This window comes from Nocardioides sp. (assembly GCA_037045645.1).
In the GTDB taxonomy this organism is placed as follows: domain Bacteria; phylum Actinomycetota; class Actinomycetes; order Propionibacteriales; family Nocardioidaceae; genus Nocardioides.
Window position 1 is genome coordinate 463,375 of record JBAOIH010000001.1, and the last position, 22,900, is coordinate 486,274.

A 22,900-nucleotide genomic window follows, 5' to 3' on the forward strand; every position below is an offset into this window, starting at 1 on the left:
CTTGTCACGCTAGTGCTCCGAGGCGCTCTTTGCCGTGCGAATCGCGTTGTCCGTGCGCGCGTCTAGGGTGGCGCCCGTGACGTTGATCGTGCATCGAGCTGAGCGGGCGGACCTGCTGGTCCCGGGCCTTGCCGCGGTGTTGCGCGAGCCGCAGGCAGATCCGTTCGCGATGGAGTTGGTGCTGGTCCCGGCGCGGGGTGTGGAGCGATGGCTCAGCCAGCAGCTCTCACACCTGCTTGGCAATGCCCCGGGGTCTGCCGACGGCGTGTGTGCGGGTGTCGAGTTCCGCTCCCCGGCCTCGCTGATCGCCGAGGTGCTGGGGACGCGCGACGAGGATCCCTGGCACCCCGACGTGCTTGCCTGGTCGGTGCTGCGCGTGCTCGACAGGTCGGTGGGGGAGCCGTGGGCGCGCGTCGTCGTCGACCATCTGGGTTATCTCTTCGAGCCCGGGTCGGACGAGTTCGTGTTGCGTCAGGGGCGGCGCTTTGCCGTGGCAAGACGCCTCGCCGGGCTGTTGGCGGCGTACGCCGGGCAGCGTCCCCACCTGCTCGTCGACTGGGAGGCGGGGGGCAACGGCGACGGGACCGGCCGAGCGCTGCCGGCCGACCTGGCCTGGCAGCCGGAGTTGTGGCGGCGAGTGCTGGCCGATGTCGGGGCACCGTCGCCGGTCGTACGGCATCGCGACGTGGTCGCGGCGCTCTCATCCGGGTCGCTCGCGTTGGACCTGCCCCCACGCCTGAGCCTGTTTGGCCACACCCGGCTCAGTCGCAGCGAGGCCGAATTGCTGGCTGCTGTCGGTGAGCGACGCGAGGTCCACGTGTGGATGCCGCATCCCAGCGATGCGCTCTGGGCCGCGCGCGCGGTGCCGTCGCTGGGCACCCGTCGACTGGACGACGAGTCTCACCTCGCGGTCGAGCATCCGCTGCTGGCGACGATGGGGCGCGACGTGCGTGAGGCGCAGGCGGTGCTCGAAGCGGTGCATGCCCGCGATGGCGGGGCAGTGCCCGGGCCGACGCGACCGCGCACCCTGCTTGGCGCGATCCAGGCCGACATCGCCGCAGCCCGAGCGCCGCGACAGGCAGTCGGCTTGGGCGAGGACACAGGCGTACGCGGGTCGGTCCAAGTGCACGCCTGTCATGGCCCGGCCCGTCAGGTCGAGGTGCTGCGTGAGGTGCTGCTCAATCTGTTGGATGCCGATCCCACTCTGGAGCCACGCGACATCGTGGTGATGTGTCCCGATATCGATGTCTTCGCCCCCCTGATCCAGGCGTCCTTCGGTCTCGGCGAAGCGGTCGCGGGCAGCCATCCTGGTCATCGGTTGCGGGTGATGCTGGCCGATCGATCTCCGACGCAGACCAACCCGTTGCTCGGCGTGCTGACCAAGATCCTCGACCTGGGCGACGGGCGTGCCGAGGCAAGCCGGGTGCTCGACCTGCTGGCGGAAGAGCCGGTGCGGCGACGCTTCGGTTTCTCGGAGTCCGACCTGGAGACGCTGACCCGCTGGGTCACCAACTCGGGGATCCGCTGGGGTTGGGACGAACGGGGGCGAGCGGCGTACGGACTCGACGCGTTCGTGCAGAACACCTGGAAGTTCGGCCTCGACCGAGTGCTCGCAGGCGTTGCCCTTTCCGACGACTCCGACGCGACCCTGAAGACCACCGCGCCCTACGACGATGTCTCGACCACCGACATCGCCCTCGCTGGGCGCTTGGCCGAGGCCATCGAACGACTGCAACGTTGCGCCGAGAGGTTCGGCGGTGCGCACGGGGCGGCCGAATGGTTCGCCTTGCTCTCATCGACCGTCGAGCGGCTCGCGGAGCCGGCATATGGCGAGGAGTGGCAACAGGCACAACTTCACCGAGAGTTGTCCGCGCTTGGCGAAGAGGCGGGCGAGAGCACGGTTCTTCGACTGGGAGACATCCGCGCCATGCTGCACCGACAACTGGGCGGCCGGCCGACGCGCGCGAACTTCCGCACCGGGACGCTGACCATCTGCACGCTTACGCCCATGCGCTCGGTGCCGCATCGCGTGGTGTGCCTGCTCGGCATCGATGACCGTGTCTTCCCCCGCGGCGGCACCCTCGACGGCGACGACGTCCTCGGTCGGATCCCACTCGTCGGCGAACGCGACCAGCGTGGCGCCGACCGACAACTCTTCCTCGATGCGGTGATGGCCGCGACCGAGCATCTGGTGATCAGTTACACCGGTTTCCACGAATCGACAGGTGCCCCACGTCCTCCAGCCGTGCCCCTGCGTGAGTTCCTCGACGTCGTGGAAGTCGCCGCACCGGGGTTCAAGATTGCCGAGCACAAGTCGCAGGCTTTTCACCCGGCCTATCTGGGTGTGCCAGAGCGCGGCGTGTTGCTCCCGCAGTCGTACGACAGCGACTCGGCGCGTGCCGCCCGGGTGGCCGCGTCACCACGACATCCGGCTCCGCGCCTGATCGATGTCCGCCTGCCACCAGCGCCGCTTGGCGACATCGCGTTGACGGACCTGCGTGAGGCGGTGTTCTCTCCGGCCAAGGCATTCGTCCGGCAACGGCTGATGACCGAAGTGCCCCGTGAGCGCGACGAGGTCTCCGACTCGATGCCGGCCGCTGTGGGCGGACTCGCGGCCTGGCAATCCGGCGACCGGATGCTGCAGGCACTCCTGCGTCGTCACGACCTGGGCGACGTCCTCCACCGCGAGTGGCAGCAGGGGGCCGCGCCACCGGGGGCGTACGGCTGGCACGGCGTCAAGGAGGCGGCGAAGACGGCGCACAAACTCGTCGAGGAGTTCAGGTCTTCGATCGGAGAGCAGGAGTCGACCGACACAGACGTCGACATCAAGCTGGCGGATGGCCGTCGAGTCGTCGGCACCGTGCCGGGGGTCTTTGGCAATCGTCTCGTCCGGGTCGGGTACTCGACGTTGGGCGCGAAATCGAGGCTGCAACTCTGGCTGGATCTGGTGGCGCTGAGTGCGGCCGATCCCGGCGCCGGCTTCGTGGGTCGTACGATCGGTCGCGGTCCCGAGGCGGGAGTGGATCCGGTCCGCGGCACCTTCCGCCCGGTGGTCGATCCGCTGGGCGTGTTGGAGTCGCTCGTGGCATTGCATGATCGGGCGCTGACCCAGGTCATTCCGCTGGAGCAGGAGACCGCTCGGGCCTGGGCGTTGGTGGTGCATCGGCGACGCAACGCCCCGGACTGGATGATCCAGCGCGACGCCCGCGAGGCATGGAACAAGAGCCGACCTCCGGAGTTGACCCATGCCTGGGGCAGACGTCCCCGCTGGGAGGAAGCGCGCGACCTCCCCGGCCCTGACGGGCAGCCGGTCTTCGGTCACGAGGCACTCGGTCTCTGGTTGCCGATCCTGCAGTCGGAGGAGGAGTGATGGAAGCCTTCGACCTCACCGCACCGTTGCCGGGCACCGGCATCACCGTCCTCGAAGCCAGTGCCGGCACCGGCAAGACCTTCACGCTGGCCGCCCTTGCGACGCGCTTCATCGCGGAGGGTGCCCGCCTCGACGAGTTGCTGCTGATCACCTTCAGCCGGGCGGCGACCCAGGAATTGCGAGATCGGGTGCGCGAGCAGTTGGTGGCGGCGGCTGCCGAACTGGCCTTGCCGGAGGCCACGACGCCGCTGGGGGGAGTGCTGCGCCGAGACGCCGATCGTCGCGAACTCGACGATGCGTCGATCGAGGTGAGGCGGCGACGTCTGCTGGACGCAGTGGCCCACTACGACGCGGCAACCATCGCCACCACCCACGAGTTCTGCCATGCGGTGCTGCGCTCGCTGGGGGTCGCGGGAAACTCCGACGCCCGCGAGACCTTGCGCGAGGACCTGAGCGGACTGACCGACGATGTGGTCACCGACCACTATCTGGCGCGCTGGTCCGGCACGGCCGAGCCTCCGGTGACGTTCAAAGAGGCGCGCATCGCGGCCGAGAACGCGCTGGCCCAGCCGCACGCCGCGCTGCGCCCTCGTGATTTTGACCAAGACAGCCGCGAGGCGGCCCTGGTGTCCTTTGCCGGGGGCGTACGTGACGAGGTCGCGCACCGCAAGCAACGTGCCGCGATCCTGACGTTCGACGACCTGCTCGATCGACTCGCCACGGCACTCGAGGGCGAGGACTCCGCGGCTGCCGAGCGGATGCGGGCACGCTGGAAGGTGATCTTGGTCGACGAGTTCCAAGACACCGACCCGGTGCAGTGGCAGGTGCTCTCGCGAGCCTTCGCGAAGTCCAGCGTGCTGGTCCTGATCGGTGATCCCAAGCAGGCGATCTATGCCTTCCGCGGTGGTGACACGCCGACCTATCTCAGCGCGGTCGACGGTGCCGAGACCCGCACGCTCGACCGCAATCACCGATCCGACCCGGCGGTCGTCGACGCCTTGCAGGCGTTGTTGCGTGGGGCTGAGTTGGGCGACGAGCAGATCGTGGTGCATCCGGTCACCGCGGCCCGGGAAGGGAGTTCGCTCTCCGGCACCCAGCGCGGCATCGACTATGAGGTCAGGGGAGGAGTGCGGCTGCGTCGCGTCTCGCGCGAGGGACTCGATCTCACCAAGTCGCAGACCATTCGTCCGGCGGACTGGAAGCCGCTAGTGGCGGCTGACGTCGCAGCCGACATCAGCCGGCAACTCAGCGCGGGCGCGTCGGTGACCGACCCCGACGGGACGATCCGTCCGTTGGACGCGGGCGACGTGGCGATTCTGCTGCACTCGATCCGGCTGGAAGGGGGACCGATCCAGGCCGAACTCACCAAGCGCGGCATCCCGTGGGTCGTCAACTCCGCCGACAGCGTGATGACCGGTCCTGCTGCAGCGGCCTGGCTGCGCCTGCTCGAGGCGATGGAGCAACCGTCGCAGCCGCGCCGCATTCATGCCGCCGCGTTGACGCCGTTCTTCGACACGACCGCTGATCAACTCGTCGCCGGCGGCACCGACCTCTCCGATCGACTCGGCGAGCGGATCCGTTCGTGGCTCGACCTGTGCCGCTCACGTGGAGTCGCCGCCGTGCTCGCGGCTGCGCACGCAGACGGGCTGGCCGCACGAGTGCTGGGCTGGGAGAGCGGTGAGCGCATCCTTACCGACCTCAACCACGTGGGCGAGTTGCTCCATTGCGCCGCCCAGGAGGACCGCCTGGGCCTGACCGGTCTGACTCGCTGGCTGCGCGACGCGATCGATGAGGGCAATCGCACCGACGCGCGCCGTCGGCGACTCGATGTCGATGCCCAGGCCGTGCAGTTCGTGACGATCCACGGTTCGAAAGGCCTCGAATACCCCCTCGTCTACCTGCCGGGTCTTTTCGACCGACGGGTCAAGGACTGGGTGACCACGCACCTCTACCACGAGAACGCACAACGATGCCTCGACGTCGCAGGCACCGAACAGGCTCGCGCGCAGGCGCGGGTGGAGGAAGCCCAAGAGGACCTGCGGTTGGCCTACGTCGCGATGACGCGTGCTCGCGCCCAGTTGGTGCTGTGGTGGGCACCCACGTGGGATGGCAAGAACGCGTCGCTCACCCGTCTGCTGTTCGGGCGCGAGCCCGACGGGGCGTACGTCTCGCCCACAGCGCCGTTCCCCGACACCGACGTGGCGTGCGACCAGGTGCTCAAACGCTGGGAGGCGGCGGGTGCGTTCAGGCTGGAGGACGCCGTCGTCCATTCCGGAGCCGTACGCGAGACCGATCCCGCGCCGCGGTTGGCGGCTCGCAGTTTCGACCGCACGCTGGACCTGGCGTGGCGCCGTACGTCGTACTCCGGACTGATCCGCGCCGAGCAGGTGTCGGTCACCTATGCCGAGCCCGAAGTCGCCGGCACCGATGACGAGGTCGAGATCGAGCCAATGCTCGACCTGACCGCGCCGGAGGCCCCCGCAGAGATTGCGCCCGAACTCGTCTCGCCCATGGACGGCCTGGCCGGTGGCGCCACCTTCGGATCTCTGGTGCATGCCGTCCTCGAACTCGCCGACCCCGAGGTGCCGGACCTTCGTGCCGAGCTGATCCGACATCTCGACGTCCAACGTCGCTGGTGGGCGGTCCCGGAGCCGACCGAGACTCTCGCCGATGCCCTCCTGCCGATGAACCACAGCCCACTCGGCCCGCTCGCCTCCGGGCTCACGCTCGCCGAGATTCCGCTACGCGATCGGTTGCGGGAACTCGACTTCGAGATCCCGCTCGCGGACGGCGACCGCGAGGGTGAGCGAGGACGGCGGTTGGCGGACTTCGCGACGGCGATCCGGGCCCACCTTCCGCCCGGCGACCCGGTGCGCGAATACGCCGACAAACTCGACAACCCGTCCCTGGGGGAGCAGGTGCTGCGCGGCTATCTCTCGGGCTCCATCGACGTGGTGTTGCGGATGCTCGACGAGACGGGCAACCCCCGTTTCGTGGTCGTCGACTACAAGACCAACACTCTTGGTGAGCCGGGCCGCTCGCTGACTGCGCTCGACTACACCCCCGACAAGGTCACCGCCGCCATGGTGCATTCGCACTATCCCCTGCAAGCGCTGCTCTACTCGGTCGTGCTGCACCGCTTCCTGCGCTGGCGGCTGCCTGCGTACGACCCGGAGACCCATCTGGGCGGTGTGCTCTACCTCTACGTGCGCGGCATGGTCGGTCCGGCCACGCCAATCATCGACGGCGTGCCGTGTGGGGTGTTCTCGTGGCGCCCACCCACCGCCTTGATCCTCGAACTCTCCAAGATCCTGGACGGGGGACGCCCATGACCATCGCCGGATCAGAACGGCACGTCGCCGATCGGCGCCTGGCGTTGGGGGCTGTCGGGGTGCTCGCCGAGTTCAACCGTGCGGGTGCGCTGGACTCCGCGGACGTGCAGGTCGCGGCTCGGCTCGCAGGTCTGGTGAACGAGTCGGACGAGTCGGTGCGGCTTGCGGTGGCACTGGCCGTACGCGCTGCTCGCGCGGGCTCGGTGTGCGTGGATCTCGCGACCGTGGCACAGCAGCCGATGGAACTCGAAGGAGAGGTGACCTGGCCCGACGCGGCGCAGTGGCCGCAGCGGGTCGCGGCCAGTGCCGTCGCCGAGGCCGGTCTCGTGCGGTTGGCCGGGTCGCTGCTCTACCTCGATCGACACTGGCGTGAAGAAGAGCAGGTCCACGCGGACGTGATGGCGCGCCTTGCCCTGACTGCGCCGAAGGTCGACGAACTCATGCTTGAGGCCGGAGCTCTGCGCCTGTTTGCAGAGGGTTGGGAGGAGCAGCGACACGCGTGCCTGGCCGCTGCGCGGCAGTGGACCACGGTGCTCACCGGAGGTCCCGGCACCGGCAAGACCGCCTCGGTGGCGCGGATGCTGCTGCTGATGGGGGAGCAGTTCGAGCACGAGGCCGGGCGGGCACCTCGCATCGGCCTCGCGGCGCCGACCGGCAAGGCCGCCACCCGACTTCAGGAATCCGTGGCAAGGGAGCGCGCCACGCTCACGGATCCGTCGGCCGGCTATCTCGATGCCTTGGGTGCCACGACGATGCAGCGGCTGTTGGGCACCCGCTTCCCGGACTCGTCCACCCGCTTCAGGCACCATCGGGAAAACCGGCTGCCCTTCGACATCATCGTGATCGACGAGGTGTCGATGCTGCCGCTGTCGATGATGGCGCGGCTGCTGGAGGCCGTACGTCCCGACACCAGACTCATCCTGGTGGGCGACCCTGATCAGCTCGCGTCGGTGGAGGCGGGCAATGTGCTCGCCGATCTGGTGCAGGGCCTGGCGCTGCTGGGGCAGGCACAGCCGGAAGGACCGGCCGCCACGGTGGTGCAGCGGCTCGTACGCACGCACCGATTCGAGGCCGGAGCCGCGCTCGACCAACTGGCAGCGGCGGTGCGCGCCGACGATGCCGATCGCGTGGTTGCTCTGCTGACCGCGGGCGATGGCGCGCTCAGCCTGGTCGACCCCGAGGATGACGAAGCCCTCAAGGCGGCTGAGCTGCGAGTCGTCGATGCCGCATTCGCCGTCACCTTGGCCGCCGATCGCGTAACCCGAGCAGAGGGGCCTTTGGCCGAAGACGACGGACGAGCCGTCACCGATCTGCTCGACGCGCACCGGCTGCTGTGCGCTCACCGCACCGGCCCCTATGGCGTCTCGAGCTGGAACCGTCAGATCCAGCGACTGCTCGCGGAGCGTACGGGGGTGACTCACTACACCGAATGGTTCCCTGGACGGCCGGTGTTGATCACGGCCAACGATCGCGGTCTGGGCCTGTCCAACGGTGACCTCGGTGTCACCGTGAGCCTGCCCGACGGTCGACTGCGCGTCCTGGTCCGGCTCGGCGAGAAGGCGGTGGCGTTCGCGACCACCCGGCTGGCGTCGGCCGAGACCGTCTATGCCATGACCGTGCACAAGAGCCAGGGGTCCGAGGCGCGTGCGGTGACCGTCGTGCTGCCGGCGGAGGACTCCCCGTTGCTCACACGCGAGCTCTTCTACACCGCGGTGACAAGGGCACAAGAGCAGGTCACGGTGATCGGCACCGAGGCTTCCCTGCGGGCGGCGTTGGCGCGACGCGTCGTACGCGCAAGTGGTCTGGCGTTGCGGCTCGCCGGTCGACTGCCGGGGCAATGAGAGAGTGACACCGTCGCCCGAAATATTCGAAAGAGCGCAGGTTCAGTGACATTGTGATCGCCGTCGCTCCACGGTGGGAGTCCCACACCCCACCTGGCCTTCAGGTGTTTCGGGACTGCGTCAGGCTGCGATGGATCGCGCCTCCCGCCCTCTCCCCGACAGCGACGTCAGTTCGCCCACGAGGTGCACCCCAGCGAGATCGCGTACGACTACTGGACCACCGTGCGCACCATGGAGGCGATCGGGCACCGCGAGGCGTTCGGCCTCAACTGGGACCCGTCGCACTTCGTGTGGCAAGACCTCGACCCGGTTGGGTTCTTGTGGGACTTCAAGGACCCGATCTATCACGTGGACTGCAAGGACGCCAAGAAGCAGTCGGCACCGGCCGCAACGGCCGAATGGGCTCGCACTGGCGTTCGACGCCCCGAGGCTGCCTTCAACGCCGCGTTCAGTACGCAGGGCTGACCCCCCAAGCCCGAAGAACTGCGGCCGCTGGGAAGGGCCAGGTCACCTGGACTCTTCCCGCGGCCGCAGTTCTTCGTGTCTTCCAGGGGTCAGTCGGGCGAAAACCCTTCGCCGCTTGTCGGTGCCGCGCCGTAGGCTTGTCGGCATATGACGAACGCACGCGATCTCGACCCGCACTTCTCGCTCTCCGACGCCTTGGCCAAGACGACCGGCTGGGATGACGACGACTTCGATGACGACTCCGTCGACGACTGGGAGTCGGGGTATGCCGATGACACCGACGACGGCACTGACGACGGGGCCGGCGAAGATCCCGAGCTGACCACTGGAGAGCAGGACCTCGCCGAGCGCCACCAACTGCGCCGCGTCGCCGGGATCCGGACCGAACTCGAAGACATCACCGAGGTCGAATATCGCCAGCTCCGTCTGGAGCGGGTGGTGCTCGTCGGCGTATGGACCGAAGGCACGGTCTCCGACGCGGAGAACTCGATGGCCGAACTCGCCCTGCTCGCCGAGACGGCCGGCTCGGAGGTGCTGGAGGCGGTCTTCCAGCGGCGTACGAAACCCGACCCGGCCACCTATATCGGCCGCGGCAAGGTCGAGGCGATCAAAGAGATCGTCCAGGCGACCGGCGCCGACACCGTGATCTGCGACGGCGAACTCGCCCCCAGCCAACTTCGCAACCTCGAAGACAAGATCAAGGTCAAGGTCGTCGACCGGACCGCCCTGATCCTCGACATCTTCGCCCAGCACGCCAAGAGCAAGGAGGGCCAGGCACAGGTCGAGCTGGCCCAGCTCAGCTACATGAAGCAGCGACTGCGCGGCTGGGGTGGCAACCTGTCGCGCCAAGCCGGTGGCCGTGTCGGCGCGGACGGCGGCGGCATCGGTGGCCGTGGCCCCGGTGAGACCAAGATCGAGACCGATCGCCGCCGGATCAACACCAAGATCGCCAAACTGCGCCGCGAGCTCAAGGAGATGAAGGGCACCCGTGACGTCAAGCGTCAGGAGCGGCGCCGCCACCACATCCCTAGCGTCGCGATCGCGGGCTACACCAACGCCGGGAAGTCCAGCCTGCTCAACCGGCTCACCAAGGCCGGAGTGCTGATCGAGGATGCGCTCTTCGCGACCCTCGACCCGACGACCAGGCGTACGACCACCAGCGACGGCCGCGGCTATGTCGTGACCGACACGGTGGGGTTCGTACGCCACCTGCCGCACCAACTCGTCGAGGCTTTCCGCTCCACCTTGGAGGAGGTCGCCGACGCCGACCTGATCCTGCATGTGGTCGACGGCTCGCACGCCGACCCCGAGGGGCAGATCGCAGCCGTACGCCAGGTGCTCGCGGACATCGAGGCGACCAAGATCCCCGAGTTGATCGTGATCAACAAGGCCGACGCCGCGGATCCCCTGGTGCTGAGCAGGCTCAAGGCGCGCGAACCGCACTCCGTCGTGGTCTCCGCCAAGACCGGCGAGGGCATCGAAGCGTTGCTGGAGGCGGTCGAGGCCGATCTGCCCAAGCCCGGCGTGGAGTTCAGTGCATTGTTGCCCTACGAACGCGGTGACCTGGTCGACCGATTGCACAAGGAGGCCGAGATCGGCTCCCTGGAGCACACCGCGGACGGCACCTTGGTGACCGGAAGGGCGCACGAGGACCTGGCTGCGGCGCTGGCGCCGTACGGTTCCTGATCGGGAAAGTGCCCTCCGGATTCGGCGCTGGTTGGACGGTGTTGGATCATTCTTCTCATGTCACGTGGCGTCTGGATCCGCTTTTTGCTCGTGATCGGCCTCTTGGCCGGTTGCGCGGCCCTCGCAATCAAGAAGGAACCCAGGCTCGGTCTCGACCTTCGCGGCGGCACCCAGATCACGCTGCAGACCGAGTCGACCGACCGGGTCGAGGCCAACACGGAGAATACGGACAAGGCGCTCGAGGTGCTGCGTGGCCGAGTCGACGCGCTGGGTATCGCCGAGCCGACACTGACCCGCTCGGGTTCTGACCGGATCATCGTCGAACTCCCCGACGTCCAGGACCCCCGGCGCGCGGTGGCCACGATCGGTCGGACCGCCCAACTGAGCGTGCGTCCAGTGTTGGAGGACACGCTCACGAAGGACGCGGTGAAGAAGGCCGAGAGGGCCGAGAAGAAGTCGGGCAAGGAGTCGGGTATCGCCTACCTGCTCGACAAGGACGCTCCGGAGGAAGGTCCGTACCTGAAACTCGGCCCCGCCGTGATGACCGGCACCGAGATCACCAGCGCCAAGGCGCAGATGCCCGAGAACAGCGCCCAATGGGTGGTCGCAGTCGGCTTCACCGGCAAGGGCAAGTCGGCCTGGCAGAAGGAATCCGGCGAGGCAGCCTGCGCTCAGGGGCGGACGAACCGGGTCGCGTTCGTGCTCGACAAGGAAGTCATCTCGGCGCCGACCGTGGGCCAGGAGTTCTGCCCGGCGGGCATCCCGGGCAACACCCAGATCGAGTCGTTCCCGTTCCAAGAAGCCCAAGACCTCGCCGTCCTGATCGAGGGCGGCGCGCTGCCGCTGCCGGTCAAGGTGATCGAGCAGCGGATCGTGGGCCCGACGCTTGGCAAGGCCGCCATCGAGGCGTCCTGGAAGGCCGGCGTGCTCGGTCTGATCCTGACCCTGCTCTTCATCACCATCGTCTACCGCCTCGTCGGCTTCCTGGCCACGCTGGCGCTCACGTCGTACGCCCTGCTGTCGTACGCCTTCCTCGTCGGTCTCGGCTCCACGCTGACGTTGCCCGGTCTGGCCGGTTTCGTGCTCGCCATCGGCCTGGCGATCGATGCGAACGTGCTCGTGTTTGAGAGAGCGCGCGAGGAGTACGCCGACAATCCCAGTGCGGGCATGCGTCGCGCACTGATGATCGGCTTCAACAAGGCGTGGACCGCGATCATCGACTCCAACGTCACGACCCTGCTCGCGGCGGCCCTGCTGTTCGTGCTCGGCTCCGGACCGATCAAGGGCTTCGGTGTCACGTTGTCCATCGGTGTGGTCGCCTCGATGATCTCTGCCCTGATCATCGCGCGGGTGCTCACCGAGATGGCCGTCTCGACGAAGTGGGTGCAGAAGCGTCCCAAGATCACCGGTCTGGGCGACGTGGGACGCGTACGCACCTGGCTGGAGGAGAAGGCCCCCGACATCATGTCGCGGCGCAAGCTCTGGCTCAGCCTGACCGGCATGGTCCTCGTCGCGTCGATCGCCGGCATCTTCGGTCCGGGGCTCAATCTGGGCGTGGAGTTCACCGGTGGTCGGGTGATGCAGTACTCCACCGGCAAGGTGATCAGCGCCGACACCGCCCGCGCGGCGGTGGCTGATGCCGGCTATCCCGAGGCCGTCGTACAGCGCTCCGAGAAGGAGATTTCGGTACGCGTGGGTCAGGTCTCGGATCAGGAGGCGATCGCGATCGGTGAGGCGATCGGCAAGGTGTCTGACGGCGCCAAGAAGATCCAGGACGACAAGATCGGTGCCTCCCTGGGCAAGGAGTTGCGCAACAAGGCGTTGATCGCCTTCGGGATCGCCTTCCTCGTGCAGTTGCTGTATCTGGCGTTCCGGTTCAAATGGACCTTCGGTCTGTCCGCGGTGCTGGCGATGTTCCACGATGTGCTGATCGTGACCGGCGTCTTCGCCTGGCTGCAGAAACCGATCGACGGCGTCTTCCTGGCTGCCGCGATGACGATCATCGGCCTCTCGGTCAACGACACGGTCGTGGTCTTCGACCGCATCCGAGAACGTTGGTATGCCTCGCGCGGCGAGTCGTTCGCCGCCGTCGCCAACAAGGCCTGCGTCGAGACCATGCCGCGTACGGTGAACACCGGTCTGGGCGCGATGTTCATCCTCGCAGCGTTGGCGATCTTCGGTGGCGATTCGTTGCGCGACTTCTCGATCGCGCTGTTGCTGGGTCTGATCATCGGTACGTACTCGTCCGTGTTCGTCGCCACGCCGATCCTCACCTACCTTCAGGAGAAGTGGCCGCTTTCGCGGGCGCCGAAGGTCAAGCTGGTGCGCGACACCGGTGAGAACGCCGGCGCGGTCGTCTGATCCGGTCGACGGCCTCCGCAGTTGTCGGTGGCCGCGGCTAGGGTGCTCCGGTGCCTGCTGAAGCCTCGGATACCTCGGTCGTACGCGATGTGCTCGCGGCTGCTGTCGAGGCGCTGGGTGGGCAGGAGCGGGCCGGTCAGGTCGAGATGGCCGCGGCTGTGTCTCGGGCGTTCGTGGACGACACGCACCTGCTGGTGCAGGCCGGCACCGGCACGGGCAAGTCGCTGGGATACCTGGTGCCCGCGTTGCTGCACGACTCACGGGTGGTGGTCGCGACCGCGACACTGGCATTGCAGCACCAGCTCGTCGAGCGCGACATCCCCCGGCTGGTGGAGGCGGTCGGGAAGCTGCCTGGGGTCGACGCGTCGTACGCAGTCCTCAAAGGCCGCTCCAACTACGCCTGCCTGCACCGCATCCGCGAGGGGGTGCCCGATGATCAGGGCACTCTGGTCGACGTGCCGGAGGGCTCGCTGGGTGCCGAGGTGCTCAAACTTCGAGCCTGGGCCGAGAAGGAGTCCGAGAGCGGCGGCACGGGGGAGAAGGACAACGCCCCTCGCCACCACGACCGGGTCTGGCGCCAGGTGTCGGTCAACCACCGCGAATGCCTCGGCGCGACCAAGTGCCCCTTCGCCCAGGAGTGCTTCGCCGAGCGTGCCAAGGAGAAGGCGCACCGCTCGCACCTGATCGTCACCAACCACTCCCTGCTCGCGATCGACGCGATCGAGGGGGTGCCGATGATCCCGGAGTACGACGCGGTGGTCATCGACGAGGCGCACGAGGTGGTGTCGCGGGTGACCCAGGCGGCCACCGACGAGTTGGCGGTCGCAGACGTTGAACGTGCCGCGACTCGTGCCCAGCGTTATGTCGACGGTGACGAGGCCGACCGGCTCGCCGAGGCGGCAGACGCGCTGGCCGACGCGATGGCGGCGGCACCTGCTGGCCGCTTCGACGCCGTTCCCGAGCAGCTCGCAGAGGCGCTCGGGTCGGTCCGGGACGCGGCCCGAGCACTCGTGTCCGCGTTCCCCCGCGAGGGGGCCGAGGCCGATGCCGACGCAGCGAAGACCCAAGCCCGCGGGCTGGTCCAGGAGGTCTTCGTCAACGCCGAGCGGATGGCGTCGAACGCCGACGCCGACGTGCTGTGGATGAGCGAGGCGGCCGAGATCGGCACTCGGCGCATCCCCGCGCGGCTTTATGTCGCCCCGCTGCAGGTGTGGGGACCGATGCGGGACAAGCTGTTGGCCGACAAGACGGCCGTCTTCACCTCGGCCACCCTGATGCTCGGCGGCGACTTCCGTACCGTCGCGACCTCGGTCGGCCTCAAACCCTCCGAGCAGGTCACCGCTCCGGTAGTTGAGGAGCCGCGCCAACCGGTGGTTGAGGAGCCTGCGCAGCAGGCGTCTCGAAACCACGACACCCGTCAACCGGTGGTTGAGGAGCCTGCGCAGCAGGCGTCTCGAAACCACGACACCCGGCCCTGGCGCGGTCTCGACGTCGGCTCACCGTTCGACTATCCCCAGCAGGCGATCCTGTACGTCGCGCGCCACCTGCCACAGCCCGGTCGAGACGGTCTCGGCGAGAAGCAACTCGACGAGATCGTGCGCCTCGTCGACGCCGCCGACGGTCGTACGCTCGGCCTGTTCTCCTCCCGCCGAGCCGCGGACCGCGCGGCAGAGGCCGTACGCGAGCGGCTGCCGCACCTGACGACGTTGGCTCAAGGGGATGCCCAGTTGCCCGAACTCACTCGACAGTTCGTCGAGGACCCGCACACCTGCCTGTTCGGCACGCTGTCGTTGTGGCAGGGACTCGACGTGCCGGGGGAGACCTGCCAACTGGTGATCATCGATCGCATCCCGTTCCCTCGCCCCGACGATCCGTTGATGTCGGCGCGCGCGAAGGCAGCTGACGCGGAAGGTCGCAACGGCTTCATGGAGGTCTCGGCGACCCATGCAGCCTTGCTGATCGCGCAGGGTGCGGGCCGGTTGATCCGTACGACCACCGACCGGGGCGTGGTTGCGGTGCTCGACCCCCGCTTGGTGACCGCGCGTTATGGCAACTTCATCAAAGCGTCGCTGCCGCCGATGTGGACCACCACCGACCCGGCGATCGCCGAACAGGCACTCAAGCGGCTGGCTGCCGGCTGAGCACCTGCCGGTGGCTACTAGCGGACGCGCACCTTGATCAGCTTGGCTGTGGACGCGGCGAAGGCGTCGGTGCCGAGGTAGATCGTCTTGATCTTGTACTTCCCCTTGGGCAGGGCGGGGAACTTGACCTTGACTTTGCCGTTGGTCAGCGTCTTGACGAGTCCCTTGCGAGCTTTGGTTGGGGCACCCTTGCCCTTGATCCGCACGCGGACCTTGCCGGTGGGCGTGGCGGTGTCGCTGGCGACCTTGATCTTGACGGTGAATCGCTTGCCTGCCTGCGCACGCTTGGCCTGCTGCTTGGTGAGTTTGGCGCGCGTGGCGGTGACAGCCAGCCGGCGTGCCGGGGACGCTCGACGTCGGTGTCCCGCTTGGCGGCAAGACTGTCGGTGTCCCGCTCGGCGAAGAGACGGTCGTGGTCGTGGTGGGTGTGCTCGTGGTCGGGGTCGTCGTCGGCGTCACCACCACGTGCGGCGTGGCCTTCCACGAGAAGAGATCACCCACGCCGTTGGTGTCCCCCGACACGAGATCTGACGCTCCGGAATAGAAGCCGAGAAGTTGTCCGTCCGCGCTGATCGACGTCTGGTCCGAACCCTGGTTGCCTGATGATCCGGATAGGCCTAGAGAGACGATCCGCGTGGTGCCCGCCACCAAGTCGCGATAGAAGACGTCGCTCTTGCCATTGGTGTCGCCCTCGACGAGGTTAGAGGCTCGGGAACTAAACGCCACGTACCTGCCGCCGCTGCTCACCACCGTATCGATCGAGTCGTCGTTGCCTCGCTGTCCCGCCGCGTCGACGGACACCTTGGCCACTGACCCCGCAGCGAGGTCCCACACGAACGCCTCTTGCAGGTAGTCATCGCCCCCGGGTTGCGCTCGATAGCCGACAAAGAGCCCGTCAGCGCTGATGGTGGCGTCGGTCTGGCTACCGGCCGGAGCATTGGGCTGCGGGACCTTCTGCACACTTCCGGTGGTGAGGTCGCGTACGAAGACGTTGGTGTCTGCGACGTCACCTGGGACCAGGTCCGTGGCGTTCGAGACGAAGGCCACCCGGCGGCCATCGGCACTGAGGGTGGCTCCCCATGCCTTGGTGGCGATCAGGGACGAGGTACTGGTGGTGGTGTCGTAGAGCCGCAATGTGAAGTCAGACCAGTCGCCATATGCGATCCGCGTGCCGTCCTGGCTGATCGCCAGCGGATCGTCGTCGCCGACCCCGTGCCGGATCGGCAGCGCCTTGGTGGTCCCCGCGACCGTGTCGCGTACGTAGACGTTGGCGCTGGCTGGCTTAGTGGAGTCGAGGGTCGTGGCGTCGGATTGGAAGACCACGTAGCGACCGTCTGCGCTGATGCCGGCGTTCCATGACATGCCGTTGCTAGGCGTCCCGTCAGTAGCGACTGAGGCCAGGGAGGTCTGCCCCGTGGCGAGATTGCGTACGAACACATCGAGGTTGCCGTTGGTGTCGCCGGCGATGAGGTTGGTCGAGGCTGAATAGAAGACCACCCAGTTGCCGTCCGCACTCAGGATCGGTGAGTATCCGCCTGCGTCGGAGATCCCGCCCCCCGTTGCGTCGGTGATCAGGGAGATGCCCTGAGCGGTCGGCGCTCCCGTTGCGGCGGCAGCGAGCAGGGTTGTGCCGAGCGCGCCGACGGCTAAGACGGCGAGAGCAGCATGGCGAGCAGTGGTGTGACGAATCGACACGATCAGGTGACTCCTGGGTCCTTGACGGGGCAAGACCCACTCACCTCAACACGCCGGGGCACGACCGTGTGCGGATTCGCTGATCTCCGGCCAACTCCGGACAAAGTCCGAACAAGTCCGGACGCGGCCGCGCCAACTCACACGCGACGCAGCACAGCCGTCACCACGCCCAAGATGGTGGCGTTGGTGCCGTCGATCGGGTCGTAGTTGGGGTTGTGCGGCATCAGCCAGACCTGGCCGTCACGCTTGCGCAGGGTCTTGACCGTGGCCTCGCCATCGATCATCGCCGCCACGATCTGGCCGCTCTCGGCGGTCTGCTCCTGTCGTACGACCACATAGTCGCCGTGGCAGATCGCCGCGTCGATCATCGAGTCACCGGAGACCTCGAGCAGGTAGAGGTTGCCGTCGCCGACGAGCTGCTTGGGCAGCGGGAACACGTCTTCGACGTTCTGCTCGGCAAGGATCGGGCCACCGGCCGCGATCCGACCGACGACCGGGATGTTGACCGCCGCGGGTGCCGCGTTGCCGATGTCGGTGACGTCCACCTCGTGCTCCTCGACGCCGGAGATGCTGCGGCGGGCGGCGAGCACCTCGGGGAGGAACACCTCAAGTGCCCGAGGACGGTTGGGGTCGCGGCGGAGGAATCCCTTCTCCTCCAGGGTCCGCAACTGATGCGCGACGCTGGACGAGGAGGTCAGGCCCACCGCGGCACCGATCTCGCGCATGCTGGGCGGATAGCCCTTGTTCTCCAGCGAGCGCCGGATCACGGTGAGGATCTTCTGCTGTCGCGGTGTGAGCCCGGTGGAGTCGGGAGGGCCGTCGGGGAACTCGCTCACCTTGGCGTTCTTCGCGCGCCCGGTTGCCTTCGCCATGCCTTCACTGCCTCCCAAGTGGCGGCCGGAATCCCCGGCCTCGAATCAGATGCCTCACCGTAGGCCGCCCGGGCCCCAGGATCAAACACCTGTTCGAGTGGCGTGTCGCGCGTTCACCGAAGGTGCGCGACGCCCTCTTCGAGGAGCCCCTGCGCTGCGGTGTAGGTGGCCATCACTGCCGCGTCCCAGCGCGGGTCGGTCGTCTCGAGTACGAACTGGCTCAGTCCGATGAGGCTGTCAGACAGCAAGAAGAGCAAGGCACCTGCTGAGGCGGTGCGGCGGGCGTACGCCGGCTGCCGCGGCCCGAGGTTGAGCGCCGCCGCGGACACCGCAGTGAGTGCGCCGGAGTAGCCGGCCAGCACCGGCCCCAGCGGCGGGTGTTCCATGCTGGCCTTCACCGCGACGCCCGGCGCCCCCAGCGCCCAGCCCGTGGCGAGGACCTTCGCGCTCGTCGTACGCCAACCACCGGGGGAGACCCGCGGGGCGAGCGCGCTCAACCACCCGGTTTGCCCGAGAGCGAAGGCGCCTGCTCCGGGCACGAAAGCCCGGGCGCCCGGGCGCATCAACGCGATGTCGCCGACCCAGCTCCCGGCCAGGGCAGCGTACGTCGCGCGCCGGGCGGGGGCTTGGGTGCGGGCGGCGGTCACCGCCGCAAGGGCCGGCATCAGCAGGGGCTTGGTGACCAGCCGTGCTCGCTGCCGGCCTTTGGTAGCGAACCAGGTGTCGGCGATCGAGAGGGCTGCGTAAGCGAGCTGGCGTCGCCGGTGTGGCTGCATTGGCGCAACCTACGCCGAGGGGTCACGAACTCGCACCGAGGGGTCATGAAATCGCACCGAGGGGTCACGAACCTTTCGAACACGCGTACGGTCGAATGCTTGACTCGTTCGAACATGCGCTCTAATCTCGTACGCATGTTCGATCGGAGGTCTGATCGAACCACCGAGAGTCGGGCGGGCCAGCACGAGGCCGATTCGAAATGTCGGTGGTCGCGGTTAGACATCGGATCAAGCAAGGCACCGACTTCGGTGGCCACCCGGCCGCCACTTCCCCAGGAGGTCCCGATGAGCACCATCGCCATCAACCACACCGTTCGTACGACTCCTCGCTCCGCCGGCAGGGCGCCCCATGGCCAACTGCGGCTGACCCGTCGCGGTCGCGCCGTCGTGATCGCCTTCGGGGTGATCGTGGTGTTGGCGCTCGGGATGTTCCTGGGTGCGGGTTCGGTGGCGAGTCGGTTCGCCGGGCCGACGGAGACGACCGTGATCAAGGTCGAGCCTGGCCAGACCCTGTGGGGCATCGCGGCCGAGGTGACCGACAGCGGGGATGACGTGCGCGACACGATGTACGACATCCAGCGGATGAACGCGATGACGTCCAGCACGTTGCAGGCAGGTCAGAAACTGCGCGTCCCGCTCGCCGACTGAACCCCTTTCGAGTTTCACAACTGAATACAGGCATCGTCGACTCGGCTCGACCCGGTCGACGATGTGGGGAAGACGAGGGGTGGACCGGCTTGGCGGCGGGTCTGCCCCTCGCGCCTTTCCGTTCGGCTTGTCAGTGCCGGTGCGACCTGATCGGTCGGTCGGCCGGCCCGTCGGGAGAGGTGATCCCGAGGGCTCGCAGCAAGCGCAAGCCCAGCATCAGAGCCAGGAAGAGGCACGCCATCGCGCCGACCGTGGCGACGACGAGCAGCCACCAACCGGTGCCTTCTCCCGAGCGGGCGGCCGTACCGAAGTCGATGGCGAGATAGATCAGATATCCCCAAGCGATCAGCGCCAGCGTGATAGCGGCGCATAAACCCAAGACCTGCGGGGAGAACTGCCGAGGCGGCCGTGCTCCCCGTCGTGCCCCCGCCCGTTTCCCGCCCGCCACGTGTCTCATTGTGTCGGATGGGGCAACCCCTTGCGTGGGCGGCGCACCCTGCGATCACCTAGTGGGAAGATCACTGCCACCGGGTGACAGCGATCTTCCAGCTTGTTGCCTTCGAACAACCCTGACCGGTCCTGTCTCGCGGCCGACGCACACGAACGGCCGAGTAATTCGTGGACCGACCCTCATCCCCAGCGGTTGGCGCATGTACGAATTGGAGTTCATCGCCTAACCCGGTGCGCGATCTCTTTCGCTGAAGATCGGGTTATCCCCAGGCCCGATGTGGGCATGGCTAAGGAACGGCCGGATGGATACGCTCGGTGTCGGCTTCTCGGGAAAGCAGGTGTTTGCGTTGCGGATGGTCCGTACGGTCGTGGTGCTGGTCGTGAGTCTGATTGGCCTGGCGGCGTGTGGTGGCGAAGATCCCACGGCGGATCCGACGCCGATCCAGGCGTCCTCGTCGTCCGTGTCTTCCCCGACTGCGTCGGAGTCGGAGTCGGCCGAGCCGGAGGTCGAGTTGTGGCAGCAGAAGTCGCGGGCGGGCGCGAAGGCTTTCGTGGATCACTGGCTTGAGGCCCTTGACGTGGCGCAAACGACCGGCGATCTTGGGCCGCTGCGGGCATCAAGCCACCGAAGGTGCGTTGGATGTACTGGGTATGTCAAGGCTGTGGGCCGGCTTTATGCTGCGGGTGGGCATATTAAGACTGGGCCATGGCTTGCTGCCCACAAGGCGTACGACAGACAACAGTCCCCGAGTTCGCCGCGAATCGTGGTGGATGTTCGGATACCCAAAGCGGTTCAGGTGCTGTCCTCTGGTGCGGAACCAGAGACCTTCCCCGCGGGCCGCGACACATTCGCCGCATGGCTTCGTTGGGTCAACGACCAGTGGGTGATGTGGGAGTGGGAGTTTCTGCGGTGAGGCGACTCTTTGCACTCTGCGTGTTCACCGGCGCGTTCCTGGCAGTTGTCCCCATTCCGTCGGCGGTTGCTGCATGTCCATCCGGCACTGAGCAAGTGAAGGTCGATGGTGGAGGAACGGTCGTGAGAGTCGAACGGGTTCTCTGCGTCCCCGCCATCTATCAGCAATCCGGCAACGGCGAAGACGGGTTCACGTACACCTTCATCAAGATGTGTGAGCGTTCGGGTTTCGGCTGCACTAAGTGGCAGGAGTGTCCGCGGGTCGATGGCAAGTTGGGCAACAAGTATTACGTGATGGCTTGGCCGCTGAAAGGCGGTGAGGCGATCGAGATCGGCGAGCGTTGCTACTACGACGGCGAGCAGATCACGGCTGAGATGGTGGCCAAGGAGTTCGCGAAGGAGACGCCGCCGAGTGTTGAGTTGATGGTGCAGCCGCCGGGCGGGCGGACGTTGGTCAACTTCGACACGGTCTATTCCACGCAGGCGGAGGCGTACGTGAAGCCGGTCCGTCTGCTGGGCGAGACGGTGGAATTGAAGATCAGCCCGGTCCGCTACACCTGGAATCACGGTGACGGCACGGATCAGCACACCACGCATCCGGGCCAGGAGTTCGACGGCCGCGAAGGGGTCGAGCCTTCTGAGGTGGAGGGGATGGTGACGCATCAGTACGTCGCGCTCGGGACGTACGCCGCGAGTGTCGCGGTCGAGTGGAATGCGGTCTATCGCATCCAGGGTGACACGGACTGGACTCCGGTCGACGGCACGGTGACCAGTCAGGGGCCGAGCGTGGACCTGGAGGTCCTGGAGGCCTACGCCAAGCTCGTGGCCTGACTTGTTGGTTCGCCAAGAGATCTCTCGGGAAGCAAGGTGTTTGGGTTGCGGATGGTCCGTACGGTCGTGGTGCTGGTCGTGAGTCTGATTGGCCTGGCGGCGTGTGGTGGCGAAGATCCCACGGCGGATCCGACGCCGATCCAGGCGTCCTCGTCGTCCGTGTCTTCCCCGACTGCGTCGGAGTCGGAGTCGGCCGAGCCGGAGGTCGAGTTGTGGCAGCAGAAGTCGCGCGCGGGCGCGAAGGCTTTCGTGGATCACTGGCTTGAGGCGTTGTACGTCGCCCAGTCGACCGGTGACGTGGGGCCCTTGCAACAGGTGAGCCATCGCAAGTGCTTTGGCTGCAACGGGTACATCCGCGTCACGAGAAACATCTACGGTGCCGGTGGACGATATGAATCCGGGCCTTGGAAAGCCATGCAGAAGTGGATCGATCAGAAGATCACACTGCCTCGCCCCCGCGTCTACGCGAACGTACGAGTTCCGGAATCCGTCGAGTATGCAAATCCGGACGCGGAGCCGGAACGCAATCGCGGCAATACCACGAGATATGCCGCCACCCTGTGGTGGGTCGACGACGGTTGGAAGGTGTATGAGTGGGAGTTCGTGCTGTGAAGGCGCAGCGCGGTCGCCTCGACTCCTGGCAGGTTCGCATTTGGGCCTGCGCCCTTGTGATGCTTTGTGCGGTTTTGCCGATTGATCGTCGTGTAGCGCCGAGCGCCCAAGCAGCCTGCCCAGGAGGGACGGAAGAGGTTACGATTTCCGCGGGTGGCGGCTCGTATCAAGTTGAGGAGTACGCCTGCGTCCCCGTCATCTATCAGCAATCCGGCAACGGTGAAGACGGGTTCACGTACACCTTCATCAAGATGTGTGAGCGTTCGGGTTTCGGCTGCACTAAGTGGCAGGAGTGTCCGCGGGTCGATGGCAAGTTGGGCAACAAGTATTACGTGATGGCTTGGCCGCTGAAAGGCGGTGAGGCGATCGAGATCGGCGAGCGTTGCTACTACGACGGCGAGCAGATCACGGCTGAGATGGTGGCCAAGGAGTTCGCGAAGGAGACGCCGCCGAGTGTTGAGTTGATTGTGCAGCCGCCGGGCGGGCGGACGTTGGTCAACTTCGACACGGTCTATTCCACGCAGGCGGAGGCGTACGTGAAGCCGGTCCGTCTGCTGGGCGAGACGGTGGAATTGAAGATCAGCCCGGTCCGCTACACCTGGAATCACGGTGACGGCACGGATCAGCACACCACGCATCCGGGCCAGGAGTTCGACGGCCGCGAAGGGGTCGAGCCTTCTGAGGTGGAGGGGATGGTGACGCATCAGTACGTCGCGCTCGGGACGTACGCCGCGAGTGTCGCGGTCGAGTGGAATGCGGTCTATCGCATCCAGGGTGACACGGACTGGACTCCGGTCGACGGCACGGTGACCAGTCAGGGGCCGAGCGTGGACCTGGAGGTCCTGGAGGCCTACGCCAAGCTCGTGGCCTGACTTGTTGGTTCGCCAAGAGATCTCTCGGGAAGCAA

Annotated in this window: 18 protein-coding genes; 14 read left to right on the plus strand and 4 right to left on the minus strand. The window is 67.1% G+C overall.

Translation table 11 applies throughout. The features are described from left to right. Nucleotides 1-76 precede the first annotated feature (76 nt). The 7 genes from recC (at nt 77) to V9G04_02330 (ending at nt 15,196) form a co-directional block, all read left to right on the plus strand. Complete coding sequence (gene recC / locus V9G04_02300; protein ID MEI2712136.1) at nt 77-3,370, plus strand: exodeoxyribonuclease V subunit gamma; 3,294 nt, start codon at nt 77-79, stop codon at nt 3,368-3,370. Continuing rightward, nucleotides 3,370-6,702, plus strand: coding sequence for a UvrD-helicase domain-containing protein (locus V9G04_02305; protein MEI2712137.1), 3,333 nt, complete (start codon nt 3,370-3,372; stop codon nt 6,700-6,702). Before recC ends, V9G04_02305 begins: the two co-directional genes overlap by 1 nt. Further along, complete coding sequence (recD, locus tag V9G04_02310; protein ID MEI2712138.1) at nt 6,699-8,543, plus strand: exodeoxyribonuclease V subunit alpha; 1,845 nt, start codon at nt 6,699-6,701, stop codon at nt 8,541-8,543. Before V9G04_02305 ends, recD begins: the two co-directional genes overlap by 4 nt. 183 nt (nt 8,544-8,726) lie before the next feature. Continuing rightward, nucleotides 8,727-9,008 (plus strand): hypothetical protein, encoded by a 282-nt coding sequence (locus tag V9G04_02315; GenBank protein MEI2712139.1) that lies wholly within the window; start codon nt 8,727-8,729, stop codon nt 9,006-9,008. 147 nt (nt 9,009-9,155) lie between these two features. Beyond that, nucleotides 9,156-10,694, plus strand: coding sequence for a GTPase HflX (gene hflX, locus V9G04_02320; protein MEI2712140.1), 1,539 nt, complete (start codon nt 9,156-9,158; stop codon nt 10,692-10,694). Between the two features lie 57 nt (nt 10,695-10,751). Further along, entirely contained in the window at nt 10,752-13,055 is a 2,304-nt protein-coding gene (gene secD, locus V9G04_02325) for a protein translocase subunit SecD (GenBank protein ID MEI2712141.1), read from the plus strand. 146 nt (nt 13,056-13,201) lie between these two features. Continuing rightward, complete coding sequence (locus tag V9G04_02330; GenBank protein MEI2712142.1) at nt 13,202-15,196, plus strand: ATP-dependent DNA helicase; 1,995 nt, start codon at nt 13,202-13,204, stop codon at nt 15,194-15,196. Between the two features lie 17 nt (nt 15,197-15,213). On the opposite strand, the gene V9G04_02335 is transcribed toward V9G04_02330, so the two are convergent. After that, nucleotides 15,214-15,528, minus strand: a complete 315-nt coding sequence (locus V9G04_02335) for an Ig-like domain-containing protein (protein MEI2712143.1) — start codon at nt 15,526-15,528, stop codon at nt 15,214-15,216. Between the two features lie 5 nt (nt 15,529-15,533). On the opposite strand from V9G04_02335, the gene V9G04_02340 reads away from it, so the two are divergent. Then, nucleotides 15,534-15,740 carry a hypothetical protein gene (locus V9G04_02340; GenBank protein MEI2712144.1) on the plus strand — a complete coding sequence of 69 codons (207 nt, stop codon included), beginning with the start codon at nt 15,534-15,536 and terminating at the stop codon, nt 15,738-15,740. 591 nt (nt 15,741-16,331) lie between these two features. After that, on the plus strand, nt 16,332-16,460 hold the full coding sequence (locus V9G04_02345) for a hypothetical protein (GenBank protein MEI2712145.1): 129 nt from the start codon (nt 16,332-16,334) through the stop codon (nt 16,458-16,460). A gap of 568 nt (nt 16,461-17,028) precedes the next feature. Here the strand turns inward: V9G04_02345 and lexA are convergent. Further along, complete coding sequence (gene lexA / locus V9G04_02350; protein MEI2712146.1) at nt 17,029-17,763, minus strand: transcriptional repressor LexA; 735 nt, start codon at nt 17,761-17,763, stop codon at nt 17,029-17,031. Between the two features lie 113 nt (nt 17,764-17,876). Further along, the gene (locus tag V9G04_02355) at nt 17,877-18,539 is read right to left on the minus strand and encodes a lysoplasmalogenase (GenBank protein ID MEI2712147.1); all 663 of its coding nucleotides are present in this window, start codon (nt 18,537-18,539) and stop codon (nt 17,877-17,879) included. Between the two features lie 285 nt (nt 18,540-18,824). On the opposite strand from V9G04_02355, the gene V9G04_02360 reads away from it, so the two are divergent. Further along, nucleotides 18,825-19,187 carry a LysM peptidoglycan-binding domain-containing protein gene (locus V9G04_02360; GenBank protein ID MEI2712148.1) on the plus strand — a complete coding sequence of 121 codons (363 nt, stop codon included), beginning with the start codon at nt 18,825-18,827 and terminating at the stop codon, nt 19,185-19,187. Between the two features lie 130 nt (nt 19,188-19,317). Here the strand turns inward: V9G04_02360 and V9G04_02365 are convergent, their stop codons facing one another. Beyond that, nucleotides 19,318-19,635, minus strand: coding sequence for a hypothetical protein (locus tag V9G04_02365; protein MEI2712149.1), 318 nt, complete (start codon nt 19,633-19,635; stop codon nt 19,318-19,320). 304 nt (nt 19,636-19,939) lie between these two features. Between V9G04_02365 and V9G04_02370 the strand changes: the two genes are divergently transcribed. The 4 genes from V9G04_02370 to V9G04_02385 all read left to right on the plus strand — a co-directional run bounded on the left by V9G04_02370 (nt 19,940) and on the right by V9G04_02385 (nt 22,865). Then, a complete protein-coding gene (locus V9G04_02370; GenBank protein ID MEI2712150.1) occupies nt 19,940-20,551 on the plus strand; it encodes a DUF6318 family protein in 612 nt (203 codons plus the stop codon). 122 nt (nt 20,552-20,673) lie between these two features. Beyond that, nucleotides 20,674-21,381, plus strand: coding sequence for a hypothetical protein (locus tag V9G04_02375; GenBank protein ID MEI2712151.1), 708 nt, complete (start codon nt 20,674-20,676; stop codon nt 21,379-21,381). Between the two features lie 51 nt (nt 21,382-21,432). Next, nucleotides 21,433-21,993, plus strand: coding sequence for a DUF6318 family protein (locus V9G04_02380; GenBank protein MEI2712152.1), 561 nt, complete (start codon nt 21,433-21,435; stop codon nt 21,991-21,993). Between the two features lie 251 nt (nt 21,994-22,244). Then, nucleotides 22,245-22,865 (plus strand): hypothetical protein, encoded by a 621-nt coding sequence (locus V9G04_02385; GenBank protein MEI2712153.1) that lies wholly within the window; start codon nt 22,245-22,247, stop codon nt 22,863-22,865. Nucleotides 22,866-22,900 lie beyond the last annotated feature (35 nt).